The sequence below is a fragment of the Mycobacterium sp. IS-3022 genome (genome assembly GCF_001500065.1).
Lineage (GTDB): Bacteria > Actinomycetota > Actinomycetes > Mycobacteriales > Mycobacteriaceae > Mycobacterium.
The window spans coordinates 23,231-47,009 of the sequence record NZ_LQIN01000023.1; the positions used below are offsets into that span (position 1 = coordinate 23,231).

At 68.1% G+C, this 23,779-nt stretch carries 20 protein-coding genes; 18 read left to right on the forward strand and 2 right to left on the reverse strand.

Going from position 1 to position 23,779, the window contains the following annotated elements; genetic code table 11:
• Positions 1–29 precede the first annotated feature (29 nt).
• The 17 genes from AU188_RS14395 to AU188_RS14475 all read left to right on the forward strand — a co-directional run bounded on the left by AU188_RS14395 (position 30) and on the right by AU188_RS14475 (position 21,223).
• Positions 30–3,425 (forward strand): pyruvate carboxylase, encoded by a 3,396-nt coding sequence (locus tag AU188_RS14395; RefSeq protein WP_059164385.1) that lies wholly within the window; start codon positions 30–32, stop codon positions 3,423–3,425.
• Entirely contained in the window at positions 3,422–3,988 is a 567-nt protein-coding gene (rsmD, locus tag AU188_RS14400; protein WP_059164386.1) for a 16S rRNA (guanine(966)-N(2))-methyltransferase RsmD, read from the forward strand. The genes AU188_RS14395 and rsmD overlap by 4 nt, the downstream gene beginning before the upstream one ends.
• Before the next feature lie 23 nt (positions 3,989–4,011).
• Positions 4,012–4,491: a pantetheine-phosphate adenylyltransferase gene (coaD, locus tag AU188_RS14405; RefSeq protein ID WP_059164387.1), complete on the forward strand. Its 480-nt coding sequence runs from the start codon at positions 4,012–4,014 to the stop codon at positions 4,489–4,491.
• An 84-nt stretch (positions 4,492–4,575) separates the two neighbouring features.
• A complete protein-coding gene (locus AU188_RS14410; protein ID WP_059164388.1) occupies positions 4,576–5,142 on the forward strand; it encodes a hemerythrin domain-containing protein in 567 nt (188 codons plus the stop codon).
• A gap of 230 nt (positions 5,143–5,372) precedes the next feature.
• Positions 5,373–6,110, forward strand: a complete 738-nt coding sequence (sepIVA, locus tag AU188_RS14415; protein WP_059099631.1) for a cell division protein SepIVA — start codon at positions 5,373–5,375, stop codon at positions 6,108–6,110.
• Between the two features lie 44 nt (positions 6,111–6,154).
• A complete protein-coding gene (locus AU188_RS14420; RefSeq protein WP_059164389.1) occupies positions 6,155–6,730 on the forward strand; it encodes a YceD family protein in 576 nt (191 codons plus the stop codon).
• A complete protein-coding gene (gene rnc, locus AU188_RS14425) occupies positions 6,723–7,424 on the forward strand; it encodes a ribonuclease III (RefSeq protein WP_059164390.1) in 702 nt (233 codons plus the stop codon). Before AU188_RS14420 ends, rnc begins: the two co-directional genes overlap by 8 nt.
• Positions 7,417–8,274: a DNA-formamidopyrimidine glycosylase gene (mutM, locus tag AU188_RS14430; RefSeq protein WP_059164391.1), complete on the forward strand. Its 858-nt coding sequence runs from the start codon at positions 7,417–7,419 to the stop codon at positions 8,272–8,274. The genes rnc and mutM overlap by 8 nt, the downstream gene beginning before the upstream one ends.
• 86 nt (positions 8,275–8,360) lie before the next feature.
• Entirely contained in the window at positions 8,361–8,777 is a 417-nt protein-coding gene (locus AU188_RS14435; RefSeq protein ID WP_059164392.1) for an OsmC family protein, read from the forward strand.
• A complete protein-coding gene (locus tag AU188_RS14440) occupies positions 8,761–9,045 on the forward strand; it encodes an acylphosphatase (RefSeq protein WP_059164737.1) in 285 nt (94 codons plus the stop codon). Before AU188_RS14435 ends, AU188_RS14440 begins: the two co-directional genes overlap by 17 nt.
• 26 nt (positions 9,046–9,071) lie before the next feature.
• Positions 9,072–12,659 (forward strand): chromosome segregation protein SMC, encoded by a 3,588-nt coding sequence (gene smc, locus AU188_RS14445; RefSeq protein ID WP_172799507.1) that lies wholly within the window; start codon positions 9,072–9,074, stop codon positions 12,657–12,659.
• A gap of 106 nt (positions 12,660–12,765) precedes the next feature.
• The gene (gene ftsY, locus AU188_RS14450) at positions 12,766–14,088 is read left to right on the forward strand and encodes a signal recognition particle-docking protein FtsY (protein ID WP_059164394.1); all 1,323 of its coding nucleotides are present in this window, start codon (positions 12,766–12,768) and stop codon (positions 14,086–14,088) included.
• Between the two features lie 193 nt (positions 14,089–14,281).
• Entirely contained in the window at positions 14,282–15,646 is a 1,365-nt protein-coding gene (locus AU188_RS14455) for an ammonium transporter (RefSeq protein WP_059164395.1), read from the forward strand.
• Between the two features lie 33 nt (positions 15,647–15,679).
• Positions 15,680–16,018, forward strand: coding sequence for a P-II family nitrogen regulator (locus tag AU188_RS14460; protein ID WP_018600748.1), 339 nt, complete (start codon positions 15,680–15,682; stop codon positions 16,016–16,018).
• 77 nt (positions 16,019–16,095) lie between these two features.
• Positions 16,096–18,558, forward strand: a complete 2,463-nt coding sequence (locus tag AU188_RS14465; protein ID WP_059164396.1) for a [protein-PII] uridylyltransferase — start codon at positions 16,096–16,098, stop codon at positions 18,556–18,558.
• 21 nt (positions 18,559–18,579) lie between these two features.
• The gene (gene ffh, locus AU188_RS14470; RefSeq protein ID WP_059164397.1) at positions 18,580–20,148 is read left to right on the forward strand and encodes a signal recognition particle protein; all 1,569 of its coding nucleotides are present in this window, start codon (positions 18,580–18,582) and stop codon (positions 20,146–20,148) included.
• A 1-nt stretch (position 20,149) separates the two neighbouring features.
• On the forward strand, positions 20,150–21,223 hold the full coding sequence (locus tag AU188_RS14475) for a metal-dependent hydrolase family protein (protein ID WP_059164398.1): 1,074 nt from the start codon (positions 20,150–20,152) through the stop codon (positions 21,221–21,223).
• Between the two features lie 70 nt (positions 21,224–21,293).
• Here AU188_RS14475 and AU188_RS14480 read toward each other — a convergent pair whose 3' ends face one another.
• Positions 21,294–22,151, reverse strand: coding sequence for a D-alanyl-D-alanine carboxypeptidase family protein (locus AU188_RS14480; RefSeq protein WP_059164399.1), 858 nt, complete (start codon positions 22,149–22,151; stop codon positions 21,294–21,296).
• A 74-nt stretch (positions 22,152–22,225) separates the two neighbouring features.
• Complete coding sequence (locus AU188_RS14485) at positions 22,226–23,104, reverse strand: D-alanyl-D-alanine carboxypeptidase family protein (protein ID WP_059164400.1); 879 nt, start codon at positions 23,102–23,104, stop codon at positions 22,226–22,228.
• A 32-nt stretch (positions 23,105–23,136) separates the two neighbouring features.
• Between AU188_RS14485 and AU188_RS14490 the strand changes: the two genes are divergently transcribed.
• On the forward strand, positions 23,137–23,565 hold the full coding sequence (locus tag AU188_RS14490; protein WP_059164401.1) for a nuclear transport factor 2 family protein: 429 nt from the start codon (positions 23,137–23,139) through the stop codon (positions 23,563–23,565).
• Positions 23,566–23,779: the final 214 nt, after the last annotated feature.

Sequence of the window (23,779 nt, forward strand, 5' to 3'; positions counted from 1 at the left end):
CGGGCGATACAGTACGTGCGTGAGCGCCCGTGATTTCTAAAGTCCTGGTCGCCAATCGCGGAGAGATCGCGATCCGGGCCTTCCGTGCCGCCTATGAGATGGGGATCGACACGGTTGCGGTGTACGCACACGAGGACCGCAACTCCCTGCACCGGCTGAAGGCCGACGAGTCCTATCAGATCGGCGAAACCGGACATCCGGTTCGGGCCTACCTGTCGGTCGACGAGATCATCCGGGTGGCCAAGCATGCCGGCGCCGACGCCGTGTATCCGGGCTACGGCTTCCTGTCGGAGAACCCCGAGCTCGCCGCCGCGTGCGTCGACAGCGGGATCACGTTCATCGGGCCCAGCGCGAAAGTGCTCGAGTTGACCGGCAACAAATCGCGCGCGATCGACGCGGCCCGCGCCGCCGGCCTGCCGGTGCTGAACTCGTCGGCGCCGTCGGCCTCGGCCGATGAGCTGATGGCCGCCGCGTCGAGCCTCGAGTTCCCGTTGTTCGTCAAGGCCGTTTCCGGCGGTGGCGGCCGCGGGATGCGACGCGTCGCCGACCTCGACGCGTTGCCGGATGCGATCGATGCCGCGTCGCGTGAGGCCGAGTCGGCATTCGGCGACCCGACGCTGTATCTCGAGCAGGCGGTGCTCAACCCCCGCCACATCGAGGTGCAGATCCTGGCCGACACCCACGGCAACGTGATGCACCTCTTCGAACGCGACTGCAGCGTGCAGCGCCGGCACCAGAAGGTCATCGAGATGGCGCCGGCACCGAACCTGTCCGACGAACTGCGGCAACGGATTTGCGCCGACGCGGTCACCTTCGCCCGTCAGATCGACTACACGTTCGCGGGCACCGTCGAATTCCTTCTCGACGAGCGCGGTCACTACGTGTTCATCGAGTGCAATCCCCGCATCCAGGTCGAGCACACCGTCACCGAGGAGATCACCGACGTCGACCTGGTGTCGTCGCAGTTGCGCATCGCCGACGGCGAGACGCTCGAGGATCTGGGGCTGGGTCAGGACATGATGACGGCGCCGCGGGGTTTCGCCCTGCAGTGCCGCATCACCACCGAGGATCCGGCCAACGGCTTTCGCCCCGACACCGGCCGCATCACCGGCTATCGCACGCCGGGCGGCGCGGGCATCCGGCTCGACGGCGGCACCCACCTCGGCGCGGAAATCAGTGCCCACTTCGACTCGATGCTGGTCAAACTGACGTGCCGGGGCCGCGACTTCGGTGCCGCGGTGGCGCGCTCGCGCCGCGCGCTGGCCGAGTTCCGCATCCGCGGCGTGTCGACGAACATCCCGTTCCTACAGGCGGTGGTGAACGACGCCGACTTCCGCGCCGGCCGCATCAGCACGTCGTTCATCGACGAACGCCCGTATCTGCTGACCGCGCGGACCCCGGCCGACCGCGGCACCAAGATCCTCAACTACCTGGCCGATGTCACGGTGAACCAGCCGCACGGCCCGCGCACCGCGTCGGTGTATCCGCAGGACAAGCTTCCCGAGATCGACCTCGACGCCCCCGCGCCGGCCGGCAGCAAGCAACTGCTGACCGAACTCGGGCCCTACGGGTTCGCCCGATGGCTGCGCGACTCCAAGCCGTTGGCTGTCACCGACACGACATTCCGCGACGCGCACCAGTCGCTGCTGGCCACCCGCCTGCGCACCACCGGTCTGCTGATGGTGGCGCCCTACATCGCGCGGATGACGCCGCAGCTGCTGTCGCTGGAATGCTGGGGCGGCGCGACTTACGATGTGGCGCTTCGCTTTCTGAAGGAAGACCCGTGGGAACGGCTGGCCGCGCTGCGCGAGGCGGTGCCCAACATCTGCTTGCAGATGCTGTTGCGGGGCCGCAACACCGTCGGCTACACCCCGTATCCGGAGACGGTCACCGACGCGTTCGTCGCCGAGGCGACCGCGACCGGCATCGACATCTACCGGATCTTCGACGCGCTCAACAACGTCGAGTCCATGCGGCCTGCCATCGACGCGGTCCGCGAGACCGGCACGGCGGTGGCCGAAGTCGCGATGAGCTACACCGGCGACCTGTCCGACCCCGGCGAGAATCTTTACACGCTGGACTACTACCTCAAGCTGGCCGAACAGATCGTCGAGGCCGGGGCCCACGTGCTGGCGATCAAGGACATGGCCGGGCTGCTGCGACCGCAGGCGGCCCATACGCTGATCAGCGCGCTGCGCAGCCGATTCGACCTGCCGGTGCACGTGCACACCCATGACACCCCGGGCGGTCAGCTGGCCACATATCTGGCCGCCTGGCAGGCGGGCGCCAGCGCGGTCGACGGGGCGGCGGCGCCGCTGGCGGGCACCACAAGTCAGCCCGCGCTCAGCTCGATCGTCGCCGCGGCCGCGCACACCGAGTACGACACCGGGTTGTCGCTGCAAGCGGTGTGCGACTTGGAGCCGTACTGGGAGGCGTTGCGAAAGGTCTACGCGCCCTTCGATGTTGTGGCCGCCGGCCCTCCGGCCCCGACAGGGCGGGTTTATCACCACGAGATCCCCGGCGGACAGCTGTCGAACCTTCGCCAGCAGGCCATCGCGCTCGGGTTCGGTGACCGTTTCGAGGAGATCGAGGCCAACTACGCGGCGGCCGACCGGGTGCTGGGCCGACTGGTGAAGGTGACCCCGTCGTCGAAGGTGGTGGGCGACCTCGCGCTGGCCCTCGTCGGTGCGGGCATCAGCGCCGACGAATTCGCTTCGGACCCTTCGCGATTCGACATTCCCGAGTCGGTGATCGGATTTCTGCGCGGCGAGCTCGGCGAGCCGGCCGGCGGGTGGCCGGAACCGCTGCGGAGCAAGGCGCTGGCCGGGCGGGCGCCTGCGAAACCGCAGCAGGAACTCAGCGAGGAAGACGAAGCGGTGCTCGCCCAGGCCGGCCCCAAACGCCAGGCCGCGCTGAACCGGTTGTTGTTCCCCGGCCCGACAAAGGAACTCGACGCCCACCGCGAGCAGTACGGCGACACCTCGAGCCTGTCGGCCAACCAGTTCTTCTACGGGCTGCGCCACGGCGACGAGCACCGGGTCCAGCTGGAACGTGGTGTCGAACTGCTGATCGGGCTCGAAGCGATCTCCGACCCCGACGAGCGCGGTATGCGCACCGTGATGTGCATCCTCAACGGGCAGCTGCGGCCGGTGGTGGTGCGTGATCGCAGCGTGGCCAGCGACATCCCGACCGCCGAAAAGGCCGACCGCGCCAACCCCGACCACGTCGCCGCGCCGTTCGCGGGTGTGGTGACCGTAAACGTCGCCGTGGACGACGAGGTGGAGGCGGGCCAGACGGTCGCCACCATCGAGGCGATGAAGATGGAGGCCGCGATCACCGCTCCCAAGGCCGGCAAGGTCAGCAGGGTGGCGGTGTCGGAGACGGCTCAAGTCGAAGGCGGCGATCTTCTGGTGGTGGTCAGCTGACCCGCATCGTCGCCGGCGCCTTCGGCGGTCGACGAATCACCGTGCCGCAGAGCCGTTCTGGGCGTGGTACCCGGCCCACCACCGATCGGGTCCGCGAATCGTTGTTCAACGTGCTCGCCGCGCGCATCGACCTCACCGGGGCGGCGGTACTCGATCTGTACGCCGGCTCCGGCGCCCTCGGCCTCGAGGCGTTGTCGAGGGGAGCGGTGTCGGCGGTCTTCGTGGAATCCGACGCCCGGGCCGCCCGCGTCATCGCCGACAACATCGCCACCTTGGGGGTGTCGCAGGCGACGGTGCGACGCGGCACCGTTGCCTCGGTGCTCTCGGCCGGTGCGTCATCGCCCGTGGACGTGGTCTTCGCCGACCCGCCCTACGACGTCGACGCGGCCGAGGTCGCCGAGGTGCTCGCGGCGTTGGTCGACGGCGGATGGACCACCGACGGCACCGTCGTCGTCGTCGAGCGCGGGGCGAGCGGACCACCGCTGACCTGGCCGCCGGGGTGGCACGTGTGGCCGTCGCGCAGCTATGGGGACACCCGCCTGGAGCTGGCGGAGCGCTCCTAACGGCCCTGATACCGTCATCGCTCATGAGCGGCGCGGTATGCCCAGGCTCCTTCGACCCGGTGACCCTGGGTCACATCGACATCTTCGAGCGCGCGGCCGCACAGTTCGACGAATTGCTGATCGCCGTGCTGGTCAACCCGAACAAGAAGGGCATGTTCACGCTCGACGAGCGCATCGCGATGATCGAGGAGTCCACCGAGCATCTGTCGAACCTGCGCGTCGAGTCCGGCCAGGGGCTCGTCGTCGACTTCGCCAGGCAGCGCGGCCTGACCGCGATCGTCAAGGGCCTTCGCACCGGCACCGACTTCGAATACGAACTGCAGATGGCGCAGATGAACAAACACATCGCCGGCGTCGACACATTCTTCGTCGCCACCACGCCGCGGTATTCGTTCGTGTCCTCGTCGTTGGCCAAGGAGGTCGCGACGCTGGGCGGCGATGTCTCCGACCTTCTGCCGGCGCCGGTCAACAAGCGGCTGCAGGCCAAGCTTCGCCAGGGTTAATTTCCGTCTGCGCCGGGTAGGCGTGGGGTGGCGCACAGCCCATCCGCGCCCACACCAATAGCGAAAACGCAGGAGGTTTCTGCCATGGTCGAAACGTTCGTCCAGAACACCGACGACGTCGTGAAGTTCCTGACCGATCAGCACAACCTGATCAAGGACATGTTCGACGAGGTGCTCGGCGCCTCGGATACCAAAGCCCGCGAGAAGGCGTTCACCGATCTTCGTCAACTACTCGCCGTGCACGAGACCGCCGAGGAGATGGTGGTGCATCCGCGGGCCCGCAAAGAGGTCGCCGACGGCGAGTCGATCGTCGACGCGCGGCTCAAAGAGGAACACGAGGCCAAGGAGTTCCTGTCGCGGCTCGAGAAGATGGATCTCGGATCGAAGGAGTTCATCGACGAATTGACGAAGTTCCGCGACGACGTGGTCGAGCATGCCGAGCACGAGGAGCACGAGGAGTTCAACAAGCTGCAGCGCAAGCTCGACGGCGACGACCTCAAACGGATGGCGGGCGCAGTGCGGGCCGCCGAGGCGATCGCTCCGACCCATCCGCACGCCGGCGTGGAGTCTGCCAAGGCCAACTTCGCGGTTGGACCGTTCGCCTCGATGCTCGACCGCGCCCGAGACCTGATCGGTGCAGCGCTGAAGTAGTCGCCGCGCCCCCGGCCTTCCCCGATCATCGCGGCAACCGTGCGCTTGACATAATGCGCACGAGCAGTTCAGCAGGCAGTTGCGGCCTGGGGTAGCGGTGCGACCCGGCCAACCGGCGGTGTTTGTCGAGGATGAACGAGGTCCGAAGCGACACACCGACGCGGAAGCCGAGTCACACGGGCAACACCAGGCACACTGGTAACTGTCAACTACGCCTGGAGGGTGTTGCCGTGTACCGAGTTTTCGAGGCGCTCGATGAACTGAGCGCGATTGTGGAAGAAGCGCGCGGCGTGCCGATGACGGCAGGCTGCGTGGTGCCCCGCGGTGATGTCCTCGAGTTGATCGACGACATCAAGGACGCGATTCCCGGCGAGCTCGACGACGCCCAGGATGTCCTCGATGCGCGCGACGGGATGCTTCGCGAGGCCAAGGACCATTCCGACTCGATGGTCTCGACGGCCACGGCGGAGGCGGACTCGGTGCTCAACCACGCCCGCGCGGAGGCCGACCGGCTGCTGGCGGATGCGAAAGCCCAGGCCGACCGCATGGTGGCCGAGGCCCGTCAGCACAGCGAGCGGATGGTCGGGGAGGCCCGTGAGGAGGCCAACCGCATCGCGGCCACCGCCAAACGCGAGTACGAGGCCAGCGCCGGACGCGCCAAGACCGAAGCCGACCGGCTCATCGAGAGCGGCAACCTCGCCTACGAGAAGGCCGTGCAAGAGGGCATCAAGGAGCAACAGCGGCTGGTGTCGCAGACCGAGATCGTGCAGACCGCGACGGCCGAGGCGACCCGGCTCATCGACTCGGCACACGCCGAGGCGGACCGGTTGCGCGGAGAATGCGACATCTACGTCGACAGCAAGCTCGCGGAGTTCGAGGACTTCCTCAACGGCACACTGCGCTCGGTCGGGCGCGGGCGGCACCAGCTTCGCACCGCGGCGGGCACGCACGACTACGCAGCGCGCTGAGCGCCCGAGGGCCGCCAAAAATCCTCGCCGTAAACTCGACTGTCATGGCGACGCATGCCAAAGCGGCGGCGCATCGCGCGTCACAATCGCCGCTCGTGATCAACATCTCCCGGCTCGGCCGGCGGCCCGGGGCCATGATGGCTGTCTCCGAGACGGTGCCCGCCCCGGCGCGGATCGGGCTCGACCTGATCGGAATCGAGGAAGGCGCCCCGCTGGCGCTCGATCTACGGGTCGAGTCGGTGTCGGAGGGAGTGCTCGTCACCGGCACGGTTTCCGCGCCGACGGCGGGCGAGTGTGCACGGTGCCTGACGCCGGTCACCGATGAGGTCGAGATCGATCTGACCGAGCTGTTCGCCTACCCCGACAGCGCCACCGACGAGACCACCGAAGCCGACGAGGTCGGTCGCGTGGTCGACGACACCGTCAACCTGGAGCAGCCGATCATCGACGCCGTCGGTTTGGCGCTGCCGTTCGCCCCGCTGTGCGGTCCCGACTGCGCCGGGCTGTGCCCGGACTGCGGTGTGGCGTTGGCCGAAGCCGAACCCGGGCACCACCACGAGCGAATCGATCCGCGCTGGGCCAAGCTGGCCGGCATGTTCGACGAGGACACGCGTGACTGACCGCGCGGCACTGCTGGCGGCGCTGGGCGTCGACCTGCCCGACGAACTGCTCACCATCGCGCTCACCCACCGCAGCTACTCCTATGAAAACGGCGGTCTGCCGACCAACGAGCGACTGGAATTTCTCGGTGACGCGGTGCTCGGGCTGACCATCACCGAGGAGCTCTACCACCGGCACCCCGACCGGTCGGAGGGCGATCTGGCCAAGCTGCGCGCCAGCATCGTCAACACCCAGGCACTCGCCGACGTGGGTCGTCACCTGACCGACGACGGGCTCGGCGCGTACCTGTTGCTGGGCAAAGGCGAGGAAAACTCCGGCGGCGCCGACAAGGCCAGCATCCTGGCCGACGGCGTCGAATCCCTGCTCGGCGCAATCTTTCTCGAGCACGGCATCACCGTCGCCCGGCAGGTCATCCTGCGCTTGTTCGGCAAGTTGTTGGACACGGCGCCGACCCTTGGCGCCGGGCTGGACTGGAAGAGCAGCCTGCAGGAGCTGACCGCCTCGCGCGGGCTGGGCGCACCGAGTTACGTCGTCAGCTCCACCGGGCCGGACCACGACAAGGAATTCACCGCGACGGTGGTCGTCACCGACACCGAATACGGCACCGGGGTCGGGCGCACGAAGAAGGAGGCCGAACTCAAGGCGGCCGCGGCGGCCTGGAACGCGCTGACCGCAGCCGAGGTAGATGCCTGAGCTTCCCGAGGTCGAGGTGGTCCGGCGCGGACTGGCCGCGCACGTCGTCGACAAGACGATCACCGCGGTGCGCGTGCACCATCCGCGCGCGGTACGCAGACACGAGGCCGGCCCCGCCGATCTGACTGCGCGGCTGCTGAATTCGCGCATCGTCGGCACGGGCCGGCGGGGAAAGTATCTGTGGCTGATTCTGGATGACGGTTCGGCGCTGGTGGTGCACCTGGGGATGAGCGGGCAGATGCTGCTGGGTGAGGTGCCGCGGGAAGACCACCTGCGCATCGCCGCGCTGCTCGACGACGGCACCGCGTTGAGCTTCGTCGACCAGCGCACCTTCGGCGGCTGGATGCTCGCCGAACTGGTCACCGTCGACGGCAGCGAGGTGCCGGTGCCCGTCGCTCATCTGGCCCGCGACCCGCTGGATCCGCTGTTCAACCGCGATGGTGTGGTCACGGTGTTGCGGCACAAGCGCTCTGAGATCAAGCGGCAGCTGCTGGATCAGACCGTGGTGTCGGGCATCGGCAACATCTACGCCGACGAGGCGCTGTGGCGCGCCAGGGTCAACGGCGCCCGGTTGGCGTCGTCGCTGACCCGGCCCAAGCTCGCGGAGGTGCTCGACGCGGCCGCCGAGGTGATGCGGGAGGCGCTGGCGCAGGGCGGCACGTCGTTCGATGCGCTGTATGTCAACGTCAACGGCGAATCCGGCTACTTTGACCGGTCGCTGGATGCCTACGGCCGCGAAGGCGAGCCGTGCCGGCGCTGCGGTGCGGTGATGCGGCGGGAGAAGTTCATGAACCGCTCGTCGTTCTACTGCCCACGGTGCCAACCCCGGCCGCGGGCGAGGCGGGCTTAAGCTGCGCGAAAGACCGTGTTTGTACGCGACACGCCGCAGGAAGTTGGCATTTTGCGGTCGCTCGCGCCGAGCGAAGAAGAGGAGCGATGACTGAACTGTGGGTCGAGCGGACAGGCGAGCGCCGCTACACCGGGCGTAGCTCGCGCGGCGCGGAGGTGCTCGTCGGCAGCGAGGACGTCGAGGGCGTCTTCACGCCGGGCGAACTGATGAAGATCGCGCTGGCGGCGTGCAGCGGTATGGCAAGTGACGCGCCGCTACGCCGCAGGCTCGGCGACGACTACCGCACGACGATCCGCGTCTCCGGGCCTGCCGACCGCGAGCAGGAGCGGTACCCGCTGCTCGAAGAGCACATGGAACTCGACCTGTCCGGGTTGTCCGAGGCCGAGGTCGCGCGGGTACTCACGGTGGTCGAGCGGGCGGTCGACCAGGTCTGCACCGTCGGCCGCACGCTCAAGTCCGGGACCAAAGTGACCTTTGAGGTGCATGATGCAGGAGTTAGCTGAGGTACGGCTGACGGCGTGGGTGCACGGCCATGTTCAAGGCGTCGGCTTCCGGTGGTGGACGCGGTCGCGCGCGCTGGAACTCGGACTGACCGGTTTCGCGGCCAACAAGCCCGACGGCCGGGTGCAAGTGGTCGCCGAGGGGCCACGCGAAGCGTGCCAGCGACTACTTGACCTGCTGCGAAGCGGTGAGGCGCCGGGTCGAGTCGACAACGTCGTCGCCGACTTCACAGAACCTCGCGACTCGCTACAAGGGTTCACCGAGCGCTAGCCCGCGCGGCGGTAGTGTGGCACGTCGTGCACCTCAAGAGTCTGACCCTGAAGGGCTTCAAGTCGTTTGCTTCGCCGACGACTCTGCGCTTCGAGCCAGGCATCACGTGCGTCGTCGGGCCCAATGGTTCGGGCAAGTCGAACGTGGTCGACGCGCTGAGTTGGGTGATGGGCGAACAGGGCGCCAAGACGCTGCGCGGCGGCAAGATGGAAGACGTCATCTTCGCCGGAACGTCGTCACGGCCGCCGCTGGGCCGCGCCGAGGTCACGGTCACGATCGACAACTCCGACAACTCGCTGCCGATCGAGTACTCCGAGGTGTCGATCACCCGGCGGATGTTTCGCGACGGCGGCAGTGAGTACGAGATCAACGGCAGCAGTTGCCGGTTGATGGACGTCCAGGAACTGCTGTCCGACTCCGGTATCGGCCGCGAGATGCATGTCATCGTCGGGCAGGGCAAGCTCTCGGAGATCCTGGAATCGCGTCCCGAGGACCGGCGGGCGTTCATCGAGGAGGCGGCCGGCGTCCTCAAGCACCGCAAGCGCAAGGAGAAGGCGGTCCGCAAGCTCGATGCGATGTCGGCCAACCTGAACCGGCTGACCGACCTGACCACCGAGCTGCGCCGTCAACTCAAGCCGCTCGGGCGGCAGGCCGAGATGGCCCGGCGCGCCCAGACGATTCAGGCTGACCTGCGTGACGCTCGACTGCGGCTGGCCGCCGACGACCTCGTCACGCGCCGTGCCGAATTCGAGAACACCAACCGGGCCGAGACCACGCTGCGCCGCGAGCACGACGAGATCGCGACGCTGTTGGAGGCCAAGACCGCGGAGCTGGCCGCCCATGAAGCGGCGGTCGCCGGCCTCAGCGAACGCGCAGACGCCGCACAGCAGAGCTGGTTCTCGCTGTCGGCGCTCGCCGAGCGTGTCAGTGCGACAGTGCGCATCGCCAGCGAGCGAGCACAGCACCTCGAAATCGAGCCGGAGGCGTCGACCGGCCCCGATCCCGATGCCCTGGAAGCCCAGGCGGACGAAATCGCCGCGCAGGAACGGCAACTGCTTGACGAGCTGACCGAATCGCGCGCGAAGCTGGAGGGCGCCCGTGCCGAGCTGGCCGAGCGTGAGCGCGTCGCCGCCGAGGCCGAACGTGCGCACCTTGCCGCCGCCCGCGCCGAAGCCGACCGCCGCGAGGGCCTGGCCCGGCTGGCTGGTCAGGTGGACACCATGCGCACCCGCGTGGAGTCCATCGACGAAACCGTCGCGCGCCTCACCGGCAGCATCGACGAGGCCGCCGCCCGGGCACAGCAGGCCCAGGCCGAGTTCGAGACCGTGCAAAGCCGCGTCGGCGAACTCGACGCTGGGGAAGTCGGCCTGGACGAACACCACGACCGCACGGTGACCGCGCTGCGGCTGGCCGACGAACGCGTCGCCGAACTTCAGGCCGCAGAGCGCGGCGCAGAGCGTCAGGTCGCCTCGCTTCGCGCTCGCATCGAAGCCCTTTCGGTCGGTCTGGATCGCAAGGACGGGGCGGCCTGGCTGCAGCAAAACCGCGGTGGCGCAGGGCTTCTGGGTTCGATCGCCAACCTGGTGAAGGTGCGCAACGGCTACGAGGTGGCCGTTGCGACGGTGCTCGGGGCCGCTGCGGACGCGGTCGCCGCCGAAAGTCCAGGGGCCGCCCGCGCTGCGGTCGCGGCGCTCAAGGAATCCGACGGTGGGCGAGCAGCGATCGTGCTCGGTGATTGGCCGGATCACTCAGCGCCGCAAGCTGAATCGTTGCCCGCAGGCGCCGTGTGGGCGGTGGAGCTGGTCGAAGCGCCACCGCGACTGCGGGGCGCGGTCCGGGCGATGCTCGCAGACGTCGTGGTCGTGTCGGATCTGGCCGCCGCGCTGGACCTGGTCGCCTCGCGGCCGAAGCTGCGGGCCGTCACCACCGATGGCGACCTGGTGGGGGCGGGCTGGGTCAGCGGCGGGTCGGACCGCAAACCCAGCACGCTCGAGATCGCCTCGGAGGTCGAGAAAGCCCGCACCGAGCTGGCCGAAGCCGAGAGGCAGGTCGGCGAGTTGATGGCGGCCCTTTCCGGCGCGCTGACCGAACAGGCGAGCCGTCAGGACGCCGCGGAGCAGGCGCTCGCCGCGCTCAACGAATCCGACGCCGCCATCTCGGCGATCTACGAGCAGCTGGGTCGACTCGGCCAGGAGGCCCGCGCCGCCGACGACGAATGGCAACGGCTGATCCAGCAGCGAGACGAGTTGGAGGCCAACCGATCCCGCACCGTCGAGGAGCTCGCCGGGCTCGAGCAGCGTCTGCACAACGCCCAGCAGGAGCCGACGTTCGAAGCCGAGCCCATCAACCGGCAGGAGACGATGGCTGCCGCCGAGACGGCCCGCGGCGCCGAGGTGGAGGCCCGGTTGGCGCTGCGAACCGCCGAGGAGCGCGCGAATGCCGTTCGCGGAAGGGCGGATTCGCTGCGCCGGGCGGCGGCCGCCGAGCGTGAGGCGAGGCTGCGCGCCCTTCGTGCCCGCGAATCGCGTCAGCACGCCGCGGGGGTGGCCGCCGCGGTTGCGGACTCGGGTCGCCTTGTCGCACAGCGGTTGAGCGCCGTGGTGGCGGTGGCGTCCCGCGCTCGTGACGAGGTTGCCGCCGAACGCCAGCACCGCACCGCCGCGCTGGCCAAGACGCGCGACGAGGTCAACGAGCTCACCATCAAGGTCAACGGTCTGACCGAGGCGCTGCACAAGGACGAAGTCGCCAAAGCGCAAGCGGCAATGCGTATCGAGCAGCTCGAGGAACAGATCCTCGAACAGTTCGGCATGGCGACCGATGATCTGGTCGCCGAGTACGGCCCGGACGTGCCGCTGCCGCCGACGGAACTGGAGATGGCCGAATTCGAGCAGGCGCGTGAGCGCGGCGAGCAGGTCACCGCGCCCGCCCCGATGCCGTTCGACCGCGCGACGCAGGAACGACGCGCCAAGAAGGCCGAACGCGAGCTCAACGAGCTGGGCCGGGTCAACCCCCTCGCGCTCGAGGAGTTCGCCGCGCTCGAGGAGCGCTACAACTTCCTGTCCACCCAACTCGAGGACGTCAAGGGCGCGCGCAAGGATCTGCTCGACGTCATCGATGACGTCGACGCACGAATCCTGCAGGTGTTCACCGAGGCGTACGCCGACGTCGAACGCGAGTTCCGTGGGGTGTTCTCCGCGCTGTTCCCAGGCGGCGAGGGCCGGCTGTTGCTGACCGACCCCAACGACATGCTCACCACCGGGATCGAGGTCGAGGCGCGGCCGCCGGGCAAGAAGATCAAGCGCCTGTCGCTGCTGTCCGGCGGGGAGAAGTCGTTGACCGCAGTCGCGATGCTCGTCGCGATCTTCCGCGCCAGGCCGTCGCCGTTCTACGTGATGGATGAGGTCGAGGCGGCGCTCGACGACGTGAACCTGCGCCGGCTGATCAGCCTGTTCGAGCAACTGCGTGAGCGCTCCCAGCTGATCGTCATCACGCATCAGAAGCCGACGATGGAAGTCGCCGACGCCTTGTACGGGGTGACCATGCGCGACGACGGCATCACCGCGGTGATCAGCCAGCGAATGCGCGGTCAGGAATTGGTCGCGGCCACCAACTAGCCGACTTGTGCACATCGAGGAGCGCTGAGCGCTGAGCGCTCCGAAACGTGCACAAATCGCATGCACCCGGGGCGTCGACGCCGAGTCACCTTGAGACAATGGCGCGGTGACAGAAGCTGCCTGGATTGGTTTGTGGATCGCGATTGCGGTCATCGCCGTACTGCTGATCGCCGCGCTGGTCGTTGGTCTGGTGCGATACCGCCGCCGCCGGATCAGCTTTTCGAAGGCCGACACGGCCCCCGAAATCGACCGCTCCGGGGGCTATACGGCGTCCTCGGGCATCACGTTCACCCAGTCGGCACCGGCCCGGCCGGCCGAGCGGATCGACACCAGCGGCCTGCCCGCGGTCGGCGATGACGCCACGATTCCGCGGGATTCGCCGAAGCGCCCGATCGCCGAAGTCCAGCTGCCCGAGGCGCCGGTCGAAAAGCCTCTGGAGAAGCCCGCTGCGACTCCGACAGCGCCCGCCCCCGACAGCGCACCGCCCGCTCGGGCCCTCGACGAGATAGCACCGACGGAAGGCCGGCTGGAGCGCCTGCGTGGCCGCCTGGCCAAGTCGCACAACGCGCTCGGCCGCAGCATGCTGGGCCTGCTCGGCGGCGGTGACCTCGACGAGGCGTCCTGGGAAGAGGTCGAGGACACGTTGCTGATCGCCGATCTCGGACCGGTCGTGACGGAATCGGTGGTGTCGTCGCTGCGCGCCCGAATGGCCAGCAGCAACGTGCGCAGCGAAGCAGACGCCCGCGCCGTGCTGCGTGAGGTCCTGATCGCCGAACTGCGGCCCGACCTGGACCGGTCGATCAAGGCGCTGCCGCATGCGGACAAGCCGTCGGTGTTGCTGGTCGTCGGGGTCAACGGCACCGGCAAGACCACCACCGTCGGCAAGCTGGCCCGCGTTCTGGTCGCCGACGGGCGCCGCGTGGTGCTCGGCGCGGCCGACACCTTCCGGGCGGCCGCGGCCGATCAGTTGCAGTCCTGGGCGTCGCGGGTGGGCGCACATGTGGTGCGTGGCGCGGAGGGCGCCGATCCCGCATCGGTGGCCTTCGACGCGGTCGACAAAGGCATCGAGGACGGCGCCGACGTCATCGTCATCGACACCGCCGGGCGGCTGCACACCAAGACCGGTCTGATGGACGAACTGGGCAAGGTCAAGCGGGTGGTCAGCCGCCGCGCCGAGGTCGACGAGGTACTGCTGGTGCTCGACGCCACGATCGGCCAGAACGGGCTGCCGCAGGCCAGGGTGTTCGCTGAAGTCGTCGACATCACCGGTGTCGTGCTGACGAAACTCGACGGCACGGCCAAGGGCGGAATCGTCTTCCGGGTGCAGCAGGAACTCGGGGTGCCGGTGAAACTCGTTGGGCTCGGGGAGGGGGCCGACGATCTCGCGCCATTCGAGCCGGCGGCCTTCGTCGACGCGCTCCTCGGGTAGGCGTTCGCACTCGCCAAGGACCTCGGCAGACACCGTTTTTGCTGGCGGCCGCTCGCAGAAACACGAGCGTAACGCTTCTCGCGTGCGCGTTCACTTACTGGAAACCGAACAGAATCACCGGTGAAACGCGGGCCGAAGAGTCTCTTCGGGAGGCCGATCCGATCGGCGCACTTCCCGAGGAGGTTCACACAAAGTGGTTTCAGCCTTACCCCTGGCTCTTCCCGATGATGCGTTCGCGCCGTTCGGCCCGGAAGGGTTGAGCGCGGGCGACACCGCGTGGGTACTGATGGCCGCGGCGCTCGTCCTGTTCATGACGCCCGGTCTGGCGTTCTTCTACGGTGGGCTCTCCCGGCAGAAGTCGGTGCTGAACATGATGATGATGTCGTTCGGCACCCTCGGCGTCGTCAGCGTCATCTACGTGTTGTGGGGGTACTCGATGTCGTTCGCATCGGGGCACACCGGTACCGGCGACATCCTCGGCGTATTCGACAATCCGTTCGCGCTCTTCGGGTTGAGTCCACTTCTGGAAACCAAGGAGATCGGCGAGAACACGCTCTACGTACTCGGCGGGTTCGGCACGGTCCCCGCTATCGTCTGGGCCGGCTTCCAACTCACCTTCGCGGTCATCACGGTCGCACTGATCAGCGGTGCGGTGGCCGAGCGGATGAAGTTCGGGACCTGGCTGGTGTTCGGCGGAATCTGGGTCACCCTGGTGTATTTCCCACTCGCCCATATGGTTTGGGGCGGTGGGCTGATGTCGTCGTCCGGGAACGGCATCGCGGCCAAACTGTTCGGGGTGAACGAAGAAGGATTGGCGAACGTCGCTCCGATCGACTTCGCCGGCGGCACCGTCGTCCACATCAACGCCGGCATGGCCGCACTGGTGCTCGCGCTGCTACTGGGCAAGCGGACCGGGTTCGGCAGGATGGCCTATCGGCCGCACAACATTCCGTTCGTGATGCTCGGCGCTGCCATCCTGTGGTTCGGCTGGTTCGGCTTCAACGTGGGTTCCGAAGGCGCGGCCGACATGATCGCGGGCCAGGTCTGGGTCAACACCACTGTCGCAACCGCTGCGGCGATGCTCGGCTGGTTGCTCGTGGAGCGGATCCGGGACGGTCACGCTACCAGTGTCGGCGCGGCGTCGGGCATTGTCGCCGGCCTCGTGGCGATCACCCCGGCCTGCGGTGCGCTGTCGCCGATCGGGTCGCTGATCCTGGGCGTCATCGCCGGTGTGTTGTCCGCTCTTGCAGTCGGCCTGAAGTACAAGTTCGGCTACGACGATTCGCTCGACGTCGTCGGTGTGCACCTGGTGGCGGGCCTGTGGGGCACGGTCGGCATCGGCTTCTTGGCGATGGACACCGGCCTGTTCTACGGCGGTGGCATCCGCCAGCTCGTCGTGCAGGTGGTGATCGCCTTGGTGGCCGTCATCTTCACTGGCATCATGACGGCGATCATTGCCTTTATCGTTAAGCCGTTGGGCTGGCGCGTTACCGCGGAAGACGAGGACACCGGCATCGATGAGACCGAACATGCCGAAACCGCTTACGAGCTCGTCTGATCGGCAACAATTTCCTCGGAAGGGATCGACTACATGAAGCTGATTACTGCGATTGTCAAGCCGTTCACGCTCGAAGACGTCAAGACCGGGCTCGAGCAGACGGGGATCCTCGGGATGACCGTCAGCGAGGTACAGGGATACGGCCGGCAGAAGGGGCACACCGAGGTCTACCGCGGCGCCGAGTACTCCGTGGATTTCGTGCCCAAGGTGCGCGTCGAGGTGGTCGTCGAAGACTCCGCTGTCGACAAGGTGGTCGATGTCATCGTCCAGGCCGCACGGACGGGGAAGATCGGCGACGGCAAGGTGTGGGTGAGTCCCGTCGACACCGTCGTGCGGGTGCGAACCGGCGAACGGGGAGCCGACGCCCTTTGAGCCGCTTGAAGAACTGAGAGTTCGTCTCCCGACCGATGACACCATGAGCAGTTCTCGACAGGGCGGGAGAAAACGAGATGACTGAGCAGAAACCCGATCCCCGATGGGTGGCGCCGGCGGCGGGCTCGTCTCGGCCAGCGACCGACCTCGCCGCCGCGAGCAAGCAGTTGCTGGCAGGCACTGCCCGCCAATTGGATTCGGCAGCCCTGCGGCAGGCACTGCAGGATCTGTACGAGTTCTGGCTCACCACGAAGGCCGCCGAGGTCGGCATCACACCCACCAGCGGCTTCGCCATCGTCGCGACCGGTGGTCTGGGCCGGGGCGAATTCGTGCCGTACTCCGACCTCGACCTGACGCTGTTGCACGACAACATGCCGCCCGGCTTGGTCGGTCAGGTAGCAGAGCTGTTGTGGTACCCGTTGTGGGACGCCAACATTCGTCTCGATCACAGTGTGAGGACGGTACCCGAGGCATTGAAGGTGGGCAGCGAGGACATTTCGGCGGGCCTGGCAATGCTGGAAGCGCGGCACATCGCTGGGGATGCGGACCTGTCGGCATTGCTGATCGCGGGCGCCCGTCGGCAGTGGCGCACCGGAATCGCGTCGCGCTTCGACGATCTCGTCGAACACACCCGAGCGCGCTGGCAACGCAGCGGTGAGATCGCGCATCGTGCCGAGCCGGATCTCAAGTGTGGCCGTGGCGGTCTGCGCGACGTGCAATTGCTCAATGCGCTGGCGATCGCGCAGCTGACCGACGTGTACCCCAACCGGACCTCCGCCTCGCCGCTCGGAACGCTGGGGGAGGCCCATCTGGCGTTGCTCAACGTGCGGACCGAACTGCACAGGGTCGCCGGGCGCGGCCGCGACCTGCTGCTGGCCCAGCATGCCGACGAGATCGGCGCCGCGCTACACATCGGGGACCGCTTCGATCTGGCCCGCACGCTCTCCGATGCCGCGCGCACCATCAGCTTCTACGTCGACGCCGGTGTCCGCACCGCGGCGAACGCGCTGCCCCGCCGCGGTTTCGCGTCGCTTCGCCGCCCCACCCGCCGGCCGCTCGACGAGGGCGTCATCGAGTTCGGCGGCGAGGTGATCCTCGCGCGCGACGCCCGTCCCGAACGCGATCCAGGCCTGATCCTGCGGGTGGCCGCCGCCTCGGCGACGACGGGGCTGCCGATGGCCGCGTCCACGCTGGCCCGGCTTGCGGAGGCCGCGCCCGAGCTCCGCACGCCCTGGCCGCGGCAGGCTCTGAAGGACCTGCTGGTGATGCTCGCTGCGGGGCCGTCGGCGGTCGCCACGATCGAGGCGCTGGACCGCACCGGTCTGTGGGGCAGGCTGTTCCCGGAGTGGGGAGCGGTCCGCGACCTTCCGCCGCGTGACGTCGTGCACATCTGGACCGTCGACCGACACCTCGTCGAAACAGTTTCGCGGGCAAGCGCTTTCACCACGCGTGTGTCCCGCCCCGACCTGTTGATGCTGGGCGCGCTGTGCCACGACATCGGTAAGGGACGCGGCGGTGATCACAGCATCATCGGCGCCGAATTGGCGACCCAGATCGGCACTCGACTGGGCCTGTGGCCCTCGGACGTCGAGGTGTTGTCGAAGGTCGTGCGTCACCATCTGCTGTTGCCGCACACCGCGACACGGCGCGACCTGCAAGACCCCAACACGATCGAATCGGTGGTCGCTGATCTCGACGGCGACGCGGTGCTGCTGGAGTTGCTGCACGTGCTCGCCGAAGCGGATTCGCTGGCGACGGGCCCTGGCGTCTGGGGCGACTGGAAGGCGTCGCTGATCGGCGACCTGGTGCACCGGTGCAAGACGGTGATGGCCGGCGAGCCACTGCCCGAACCGGATCCCATTGACCCGCGGTATCTTTCACTGGCGGCCGAGGTCGGTGTGCACGTCGAGCTCACGCCGGCGGACAGCCCGCACATCTACAACGTCACGATCATCGCGCCGGACAGACGGGGGCTGCTGTCGAAAGCCGCAGGGGTGCTGGCGCTGAATTCGCTGCGGGTGCACTCGGCGTCGGTGAACGGCCACCAGGGCTCGGCGATCAACACGTTCGTCGTCTCACCGCATTTCGGATCACCACCCGCCGGCGAGCTTTTGCGTCAGCAGTTCATCCTCGCCCTCGACGGCGAACTCGACGTGCTCGAGTCACTCGACCGCCGCGATCGCGACGCCGCGCAGCACGGCACCACCCGTGCGGGTGAGGTATTGGCCGCCGTGCCGATCAACCATGTGACCGCACCGCCGCGCGTCCTGTGGTCGGAGGGCGCTAGCCCGGGCGAGCTGATCGTGCAGATCCGCAGCGCGGATCGCACCGGTCTGCTGGCGAGGCTCACCGCGGTGTTCGAGCGCGATGGCGTCGACATCGCCTGGGCGAAGGTGACTACGCTGGGCTCCTCGGTGGTGGATGTCTTCGGCATCGTGGTCCCCGGCGACGCCGGCGCCGTACGTGATGAGCTCGAGCGCGACCTGTACGCGGTGCTACCCGCGCCGCCGCCCGCCAAGGCGGTCTCCGAGGCCAGTTAGGCTAGGCCGCAGGAGGCTTAAGTGTTTGAATCCCTGTCCGACCGGTTGACCGGCGCCCTGCAGGGCCTGCGTGGCAAGGGGCGGCTGACCGACGCCGATATCGACGCGACCACCCGTGAGATCCGGTTGGCGTTGCTGGAAGCCGACGTGTCGCTGCCCGTCGTGCGCGCTTTCGTCAACCGCATCAAGGAGCGCGCCCGCGGCGCCGAGGTGTCCGGCGCCCTCAACCCGGCCCAGCAGGTCGTCAAGATCGTCAACGAGGAACTGATCGGCATCCTCGGCGGGGAGACCCGCACGCTGGCGTACGCCAAGACTCCGCCGACCGTGATCATGCTGGCCGGTCTGCAAGGCTCCGGTAAGACGACCTTGGCCGGAAAGCTCGCGAAATGGCTTCGCGGGCAAGGGCATACGCCGCTTCTTGTGGCATGCGACCTGCAGCGGCCGGGGGCCGTGAGTCAGCTGCAGATCGTCGGCGAGCGCGCCGGCGTCGCGGTCTTCGCGCCACACCCGGGCGTATCGGCCGACGGCGGCGCAGACGCGGCGCCCGGTGATCCGGTCACGGTCGCCGCCGCCGGTCTCGCCGAGGCCCGGGCCAAGCATTTCGACGTGGTCATCGTCGACACCGCGGGCCGCCTCGGTATCGACGAGGAGCTGATGGGTCAGGCCGCCGCGATCAAGCAGGCCGTCGACCCCGACGAAGTGATCTTCGTGCTGGACGCGATGATCGGCCAGGACGCCGTCACGACCGCCGAGGCCTTCCGCGAGGGCGTCGGCTTCACCGGCGTCGTGCTGACCAAGCTCGACGGCGACGCCCGCGGCGGGGCGGCGCTGTCGGTCCGCGAGATCACGGGTGTACCGATCCTGTTCGCCTCAAGCGGAGAGAAGCTCGAGGACTTCGACGTCTTCCACCCCGATCGGATGGCCAGTCGAATCCTCGGCATGGGCGACGTGCTGTCGTTGATCGAGCAGGCCGAGCAGGTCTTCGACGCCCAGCAAGCCGAGGAGGCGGCCGCCAAGATCGGCAGCGGCGAACTGACGCTGGAGGACTTCCTCGAGCAGATGCTGGCGATCCGCAAGATGGGTCCGATCGGCAACCTGCTCGGCATGCTGCCCGGTGCGGGCCAGATGAAGGATGCGCTGGCCGCCGTCGACGACAAGCAACTCGATCGCCTGCAGGCGATCATCCGCGGCATGACACCCGAGGAGCGCGCCGACCCCAAGATCATCAACGGCTCGCGCCGCCTTCGCATCGCCAACGGCTCCGGTGTGTCGGTCGGTGAGGTCAACCAGCTTGTCGAGCGGTTCTTCGAGGCCCGCAAGATGATGTCGCAGATGGCCGGGCAGATGGGAATGCCGTTCGGCCGCAAGCCATCCAACCGCAAGGGCAAGAAGGGTAAGAAGGGGCAGAAGGGCCGGAAGAAGGGGAGCGGGCCGACGCCGCCGAAGGTGCGCAATCCGCTCGGCGCAGGAACGCCAGGGATGCCGGCGGGGTTCCCCGATCTGTCCGACATGCCCAAGGGCCTCGACGAGCTCCCACCGGGACTGGCCGACATCGACCTGTCCAAGCTGAAGTTCCCGGGCCAGAAGTAGGGTGCGCCTCCATGTGCGCGGTCGGGGACTTCCCGACGAGGAGCCCGTGGAGTGGTGGATCGTCGACGGCGTGCTGAGCGCCGAACCAGTGAGCGGGGCTGAGACCGCGTTTGACGGCGGCTGGATACTGCCCGGGCTCGTCGACGCGCACTGCCACGTCGGACTCGGTGCGCACGGCCCACTGGACAACCTCGACGACTGCATCGAGCAGGCCGAGGTCGAACGCGACGCGGGGGCGCTGCTGCTGCGCGACTGCGGGTCGCCCGTCGACACCCGCAGCCTCGCCGACCACGACGATCTGCCCGAGATCATCCGGGCCGGCCGCCACCTGGCCAGGCCGAAGCGCTACCAGCGTGGATTCGCGATCGAACTCGAAGACGAGTCCGCGCTGCCGGCCGCGGTGGCCGAGCAGGCGCGGTTCGGCGACGGTTGGGTCAAGCTCGTCGGCGACTGGATCGACCGGGAAGTCGGCGATCTGGCACCACTGTGGTCCGACGACGTGCTCAAGGCCGCGATCGGCGCCGCCCACGACAACGGCGCCCGCGTGACCGCCCATGTGTTCGGCGAAGACGCGCTGCCGGGGCTGATCAAGGCCGGTATCGATTGCATCGAGCACGGCACCGGCCTGACCGACGACACCATCGACCTGATGGTCGAGCACGGCACCGCGCTGGTGCCGACGCTGATCAACATCGAGAACTTTCCGGGCATCGCCGACGGCGCCGCCAAATACCCGGCGTATGCCCGTCATATGCGCGACCTGTACGAGCGGTGTGCGCCGCGAATCGCCGCCGCCCATGAGGCGGGCGTGCCGCTCTATGCCGGCACCGACGCCGGCAGCATGGTCGCGCACGGTCGGATAGCCGACGAGATCGACGCGCTCAAGGGCATCGGCATGAGCGCCACCGAGGCACTGGGTGCTGCCTGCTGGAGCGCCCGCGAGTGGCTGGGCCGGCCGGGCATGGAGCACGGGGCACCCGCCGATTTGGTGTGCTACGCCGACGATCCGCGGCTCGGCGCCTCCGTCGTCAACCAGCCGGATCTCGTCATCCTGCGGGGCCGCACTTTCCCGTGACGCGCGAGCGACCGCAAAATGCCGCGCAATGGCGGCGTGTCGCCGGCAAACGCGGTCGCTCGCACAAGATTTAGGGCTGGCTGAAGCCCCAGTCGAAGAGGTCGATCGCCTGGCCGTAGAGGTCGCCGTTGCCGTACAGCTGCGCGACCACCAGCCGCCGACCGTTGCGTTGCGCGGCAGCGACGAACGTGTCGCGGGCCAGATTGGTGTAGCCGGTCTTGCCGACGAGCGTGCCCGGATACCGCTTCAGCAACTCGTTCTGGTTCGTGATGGTCTTCGGGCCGTTGTCGGTCGGAAACAGCGACGACGGCTGGCGCACGATCGCGGCGAACGCCGGATACCGCAGCGCCTGGCGGTAGATCATCGCGAGGTCATTGGCGGTGGTGACCGACTCCATCCCCGGACCGTCCAGACCCGACGGGGAGGAGACGCGCGTGCTGCGCGCCCCCAGGGCCGACGCCTTGGCGTTCATCTTCGCGACCGCGATTCGATAGCCGCCGAGACCGTCGGCAAGCACATTGGCGGCGTCGTTGCCCGACACCAGCATCAGCCCGTCGAGCAGTTGACGCACCGTGTAGGCACGCCCCGCTTTCACTCCGGCACAAGAACATTCGACGTCGGCTGCCGCCGGACGGGCCGCGATCACCCCGTTCAGCGGAAGCTGGTCGAGCACCACCATGGCGAGCAGCGCCTTGATGGTGCTCGCGGGCGCGTGCGGCTCGTGCGGGTTGCGGGAAGCAAGGATCCGGCCGGTATCGAGGTCGGCGAGCAACCAGGACTGCGCCGGCCCGTCCGGCAGCGCGACGGCGCCTGACGGTTCGCTTCCGGGCTGCGCGGACGCCGGCGACGCGACGCCGATGGCCAGGCTCATTGCCAAGGTCAGCGCGGTGGCCAGCGCAATGGCCGACGCAGCCAACATGCCTCGCATGGCCGCCGAGCGTATCGCCCGCGTTCCCCGTCCCGGTCTCGGATCGGTTGCGATTCAGCAACTCACGGGCGCGGTCACAGCGTGCCGATGCTGGCTCCTGGATTGAGCGCAAACCCCCAGTCGAACAGGCTCGCGGCCTGATCCCAGTACGTCGGCTGGCCGGGCTTGTCCATGCCGTACATCAACGCGACGACCAGTCGGCGGCCGTTGCGTTCGGCGGCGCCGACGAAGGTCTTCTGGGCGCGATCGGTGAATCCCGTTTTGCCGCCGAGCGTGCCCGGATACCGCTTGAGCAGTTCGTCCTGGTTGACCAGAACCTTGTCGCCGGCCTCTGTCGGGAAGACCGCGGTCGGCTGGGCGGTGATCGAGGCGAACACCGGGTTGGCCATCGCGGCGCGGAAGATGACCGCCAGATCGTGCGGCGACGACCACATGTCGATACCGGGGCCGTCGAGTCCCGACGGTGAGCCCACGTTGGTGCCGTGCGCGCCGAGCAAAGCGGCCTTGGCGTTCATCTTGGTGATGGCGACGTCGTGGCCGCCGAGCATGGTGGCCAACGTGTTCGCCGCGTCGTTGCCCGACACCAGCAGCAGCGCCTCGAGCAGTTGGCGCGCGGTGTAGACCATGCCGGGCGTCACGCCCGCGCAGTTGCATTCGACCTGGGTGTCGGCCTCGTTCGCGACCACGGTGGCGTCGAGGGGCAATTCGTCGAGCACCGTCAGCGCCAGCAGCACCTTGATCGTGCTTGCGGGCGCGTACTGGCCGTACTCGTCGCGCGCGGCCAGCACGGCGCCACTGTCCATGTCGGCGAGCACCCACGCCTGGGCGGGCCCGTCGGGAATCGGCACCGATCCCGACGGTTGAGTGACCCCGATGGGAGCGGCGGTGGCGACGGCGGTCCCCCCGATGGCCAGGCTCAGCAGGGTCATCAAGCAGATCAACAGCTTCCGCATGGGCAGGCAGCCTAGTCGTGTTCAATCGACGCATGTTGAGCCTCGAGGAGATTTCGGATCGCTTGGAAATACAGCAACTGCTGATCGACTACTCCACGGCGATCGATCAGAAGCGATTCGACGACCTCGACCGGGTGTTCACCGCCGACGCCTACATCGACTACCGCGTCACCGGAGGCATCGACGGCCACTACCCGGAGGTGAAGGCTTGGCTCAAGGAGGTGCTGCCGAACTTTCCGGCGTACTACCACATGCTGGGCAACGTCGACGTACGCATCTCCTACGATCCGGCCGGCGACACCGCGTCCTCGCGCGCCGTCTGCTTCAACCCGATGGTGATGGGCGGGGAGGGCCAGATCTACTTCGTCGGGATCTGGTACGTCGACGAGTTCGTGCGCACCGCCGACGGTTGGCGAATGAGCAGACGCGTCGAGGAGAAGTGCTTCGACAAGCTGCTCTGAGCGCCCGGACCGGGAAGGCGGCCGCCATGCCGCCGTCGGAGGCCTTGACGGGTTGATTGCCCCCACCTCTGATGCGTGGAATCAACCCGTTAACGCTGCAACAAGGACGCTCCGGGCCGACAACGCCGGATTTTTGCCGGTAGGACCGGTTCTGGCAGAATGGGCGGCTGTCTACCGCGGGACTCCGGCTCTGCGGCGGTCACACACGCAAGGC